The 4,778-nt window shown below is 41.0% G+C and carries 5 protein-coding genes; 1 reads left to right on the plus strand and 4 read right to left on the minus strand.

The features are described from left to right. Positions 1–2 precede the first annotated feature (2 nt). The 4 genes from Q0372_RS03350 to Q0372_RS03365 are packed head-to-tail and all read right to left on the minus strand — an operon-like array spanning position 3 to position 4,004. Positions 3–812, minus strand: a complete 810-nt coding sequence (locus Q0372_RS03350) for a type II secretion system F family protein (protein ID WP_298102544.1) — start codon at positions 810–812, stop codon at positions 3–5. Then, positions 809–2,557 carry a GspE/PulE family protein gene (locus tag Q0372_RS03355; protein WP_298102546.1) on the minus strand — a complete coding sequence of 583 codons (1,749 nt, stop codon included), beginning with the start codon at positions 2,555–2,557 and terminating at the stop codon, positions 809–811. Before Q0372_RS03355 ends, Q0372_RS03350 begins: the two co-directional genes overlap by 4 nt. 5 nt (positions 2,558–2,562) lie before the next feature. Continuing rightward, complete coding sequence (locus Q0372_RS03360) at positions 2,563–3,102, minus strand: hypothetical protein (RefSeq protein ID WP_298102549.1); 540 nt, start codon at positions 3,100–3,102, stop codon at positions 2,563–2,565. Beyond that, complete coding sequence (locus Q0372_RS03365; protein ID WP_298102552.1) at positions 3,099–4,004, minus strand: hypothetical protein; 906 nt, start codon at positions 4,002–4,004, stop codon at positions 3,099–3,101. The genes Q0372_RS03360 and Q0372_RS03365 overlap by 4 nt, the downstream gene beginning before the upstream one ends. A 51-nt stretch (positions 4,005–4,055) precedes the next feature. On the opposite strand from Q0372_RS03365, the gene Q0372_RS03370 reads away from it, so the two are divergent. Beyond that, on the plus strand, positions 4,056–4,493 hold the full coding sequence (locus Q0372_RS03370) for a lambda-exonuclease family protein (protein ID WP_298102555.1): 438 nt from the start codon (positions 4,056–4,058) through the stop codon (positions 4,491–4,493). Positions 4,494–4,778 lie beyond the last annotated feature (285 nt).

Genomic DNA, 4,778 nt, shown 5'->3' on the forward strand with positions numbered 1-4,778 from the left:
TGTCAGGTGTAGACCTTTAAAATCGTCTTGTCAAAGCCCTTTTTAAACTCATCGTTATTGCGATACGCCCATCTAAGCCCCACAATAGTAAGTATGATACCCGCTAAAACAAAAATTCCATAATTATTAAGCGTACTTTCGATGCCGAGCAAAATTCTAGTAGGCAGCGGCAGATCCGCACCCAAATCCTCAAAAATCTCGCGGAATTTCGGCACGACATACATCATCAAAATAGAAAACGCAATCGCCATAACGATCATAAGAATTATCGGATAACGCATCGCCTTTTTAAATTTACGCTGGTTTTCCCAAAGCTCTTGAAGCATAGCGGCAAGCTTGGCTAGGGATTCTGCCATATTACCGGTAGCTTCGCCCAGACTTATCATCGCAACGACGACATCACCGAGCTGGCCTCTAAATTTCTCCGTAGATTCGGTCAAGCTAAGACCTGCGTTAAGATCATCGTTCATAGCGCTAAAAATTTCTTTTAGCGTCTTATCCTCCGACGCCCTTGCGACCTCTTTGATCGAGTCGTGGATTGAAATTCCGGCATTTGTCATAACCGAAAGCTGACGGATCGACGCTACTAACGGCAACGTTCTAACTCTTCCGCTACCACCTAGCATGCGCGAAACCTGCGCCTTAAAATCGCCGCCCGTATTGGCTACGACTTGGGTTTCGCCCCTTTTTACGATCGTCCCGCCTACGCGCTGCTTCATGAGATTGTTTGCTTGCACCTTATCGCTGGCTTGCAAAAACATCTTTCTTCTTGCGCCCTTGGCGTTGTATTCAACTTCTAATTGCTTTTTCATTGTTTAGCCACCCTATAAATTTCTTCTATACTAGTTACTCCGCGCGCAGCACGTATAACACCATCTTCAAACATATCTATAAAACCCTCCTCCTTCGCTAAGGCTCTCATATCGTCCTTTGAGCCACCGTTAGCGATCAAGCTCTGCATTTTATCGGTAATAGGTAAAATTTCACTAATCATCTCACGCCCCATGTAGCCCGTTTGACCGCATTGATCACAACCCACAGCTTTAAAAAACGCGTATTTTTCAGGTAAGAATTCTTTCAGCTGATCAAGCATCGATTTAGGCAGATTCGTAGGCTGCTTGCAGTGCGGGCAAAGCTTTCGCACGAGACGCTGTGCCTCTACTGCAATGAGCGCACCACTTATGAGGTAGGCCTCTATACCCATATCCACTATTCGCGGGATCGCACTAACGGCGTCGTTGGTGTGTAGGGTCGAGAAAACCAAGTGTCCCGTAAGAGCAGCCTGGATCGCGATCCTAAGGGTCTCTTGATCACGGATCTCACCGATCATTATGATGTCGGGGTCTTGTCTTAAGATCGAGCGCAATGCTGAAGCAAAGGTAAGACCCGCTTTTTCGTTAACTTGGACTTGTTGGATTAAATTTACTTGATACTCGACCGGATCTTCTACGGTAATGACCTTGGTATCGATATTTTTAATATCATTTAGCGCTGCATATAGCGTCGTAGACTTACCGCTTCCCGTAGGTCCGGTAACCAAGATAATACCATATGGAGCCTTCATAGCGTTATTAAATTTCTTAAAGCTATCAGGGTGCATACCTAGCTTTTCCAGGCTGATGATAACCTTGGATTTATCGAGGATACGCATAACGGTAGATTCGCCATTGATAATAGGCAGTGTCGAAATACGAAAGTCGTATTCGCGACCTGAAATTTTCATACTAAACCTACCGTCCTGCGGCTTACGGCGCTCGGCGATATCCATATTCGAAAGTAGCTTCAATCGGCTTACTAGCGGTGGATAGATATCCTTATCAAAGATAAAAATTTCAGCGAGCATTCCGTCGATTCTAGTACGCACGACGCAGTTATTCTCGGTAGGCTCGATGTGAATATCACTACCGCGCATCTTAATAGACTGGCTGATTATCATCTCAATGAGCTTCAAAATCGCCGAGGTATCATCGCTACTTCCGCTACCACCGGTGTTAGCAAGCTCTTTGCGGATCTCCGCTACGAGCCCTTTAATGCTCTCTGAAAGCTCAAGCTTAGATAGATATTTATTTACTTGATTTGGATCGGCTACTACGATTTTAAGCAGCTGTTTACTAAACATAGCCTGCGCTTTATCTTGCGACTCAAGATTAAACGGATCAGAAAAAGCAACGTAAATATTCAGATCATCCGCTTTAACCGGTATCACGCCGTATCTTTTAAGCTGTGCGGTAGGAGTGCGTTCCGATAGTCTGAAATCTATGTCGATGTCGTCTAAATTCATATACGACAGGTTCATTTTCTTGGCTAGAATTTGCAAAAATTCCTTTGGATCCATCGAAAATTTTTCGCTTATATCATCAAATTCTATCTGACGACGCTTGTACAGCTCAACTAAAATCGAGCAAAAATCATCCTGGCTTAGATAGTTATCTCCGACTAAAACCTCGCCTAGCGTCAAGCCAATATCCATCTTGTCCTTGATTTCCGGAACAACGATGCTAGTAAGGATATTGTTTCGTATTAAAATCGCAACAATCTGCTCTTCAATCTTTGTCATCGCGATCACCAATAAATTTTAATCGAGCTAAGCTTATCGCCAGCATAAATTGCAATTACCATCTTTTTTACCTCTTCCTCTTCTTTGATAAAAAGCTCGGCGCGCTCGCCGTTTTCTAGGGTAAAGACATACGTATCACTCTTTTTTACGTATGCTCTCTCCGTAAATTTATCAAAAATTTCAGACAAAATATAATTTATCTTAGGCGTACGTATATAGCTAATATCCACGCCATCACAAAGTGCCAAATAAAGCATCTTCTTTTGAAAAATTATAGTCGAATAAAGAGAGGCATTCTCGCGAGCCTCTTTCGTCTTATAAAGCATCACTGTAGGCACGACGAGCTCGTTTACTTTATCCATCTTGAGGCACGCTTTAGCATACATATTTGCAAGTGCCTCGCTCTGCTCCTCGATGAATAAATTTCGCACGCTTTCTTGGCAGATACGGTTATACTGACCGATCTGATCCCAGTTGCGCACGTCATCGGCGCTAACTGCAAATAACGACGCGATCGTAAAAGCTAAAATATATAAAATTTTCATAGTTTGTCGCTTCTTATCTTTGAAATGAGGTTAGAAATTTCGCTATTTTTCGCCTTTGCATTAAAGGTCTCAAGAGCGTAAAGCGCGTCTTCTTTACGACCCTTTTTATAATTGGCTTTGGCAAAAATTATCCAGCTGGCGACGTTGTCCTTATCAAGCTCATTTGACGTAAGAGCCCATTTGATCGCATTGTCGTAGTCTTTCTTATTATACGCTTCTTCGGCTAGCGATAGCGAATACTCAATCTTATTTGTTGCATAAAATTTGCTCTCCAAGCTCTGTTTATCTTCGCTTAAATTTGAAGTTTTTATCTCAATTCTGGAACTTAGCGGAGCGCTACTTGCGGTATTTGTAGAACCTCCCGAGAAATTTGATTTAGGCGGCAATGGAGCACGCCCAAAATCTATAACCTCGTTTTTAGGCGGCTGATTTGCGAAAGCTGCGTTATTGGTATTAGGCACATTAAATGTAGGAGCATTTTGATTGCCAAAATTCTGATTGCCAAAATTTTGACCGCCGAAATTTTGCGCCTGAGCCTGCCCGCCATAGTTTCCGCCATTTTCGTAATTATTGGTTATCTTAAACCCACCGGAATCCTCGCTGGATAGCACACCCACGTCGTTTAAATTTAAGCTTGGGCGTTCCTTTTCGTGTTTAGAGGCGCGGGCAACTTTCGGCGCGCTGATATTGTAATCCTCTTTGGAAATATTATTTTGCACTGCAAGATCTGCCGCCTGCTGCTCGGCATCATTAGCAGAATTTGAAGCACCACCCTTGTCCTCAATATTTTGATTGATACTTGCCATACTGACGCTATCACTGTCTTTAAGCAGCCAAAATATCGCTCCGATAGCAACCGAGATCAATATCAAAAGCCCCAGAATCGTCTTATCGAATCTCAATACGAAATTCGGCTTAGATTTTAGGAAAGAAAACTGCTTTCTGTTTTTATTATACTCTTCCCATTTTTTTTCAAGTTCGTTTACTTCGTAAAAGAAGAGTTTGAAACTTCTGTAACAGTAAATACTGAAAATACAAAAGTTCTTGGTTATGATAATGAAGATGATTGGCATGAACTTAGAGCAAAAAGAATAGGTGGAAGTGACATAGGAGCAATAATTGGAGTAAATCCTTATAAATCAATAGTTGATGTTTATGTAGATAAAACGGAAGGTAGCAACTTCAAAGGTAATGAACTAACACATTGGGGGCATATGTTAGAGGGAACTATTTTAAAAGAGTTCTCCAATAAGCATAAAGAACTAATTGTATATGAAGTTCCTTACTCAGTTGTAAATGATTTTTTAATTGCTAATTTAGATGGAGCATTAAAAGACAAAGAAACAGGAGATTATGGAGTTTTAGAAATAAAAACCACATCTCTTATTTAAATTCTAATATAGAAATACATAAATAGGAACTGGTATTTATGGACAAGAAGATCCTTTAGATATTTAGAAGATACAATCCCTCAAAGTTATTATGCACAGGTACAACATTATTTAATGCTTACAGGTTATAAATTTGCTTATGTAGCAGTTTTAATTGGTGGACAACAGTATAAAGAATTTAAAGTAGAGAGAAGTGAGGAAGACATAGAACTTATCAGAAATAAAGCCACAGAGTTCTATAATGAAAATATTTTAAAACTAATACCACCAATGCCCGATGGAAGT

The sequence above is a fragment of the uncultured Campylobacter sp. genome, assembly GCF_937997405.1.
GTDB lineage: Bacteria > Campylobacterota > Campylobacteria > Campylobacterales > Campylobacteraceae > Campylobacter_B.

What these genes read in the sequence shown, in the direction of transcription:
- Q0372_RS03355 (WP_298102546.1), bottom strand. Translation starts at nt 2,557, where the DNA reads ATGACAAAGATTGAAGAGCAGATTGTTGCGATTTTAATACGAAACAAT.
- Q0372_RS03360 (WP_298102549.1), bottom strand. Translation starts at nt 3,102, where the DNA reads ATGAAAATTTTATATATTTTAGCTTTTACGATCGCGTCGTTATTTGCA.
- Q0372_RS03350 (WP_298102544.1), bottom strand. Translation starts at nt 812, where the DNA reads ATGAAAAAGCAATTAGAAGTTGAATACAACGCCAAGGGCGCAAGAAGA.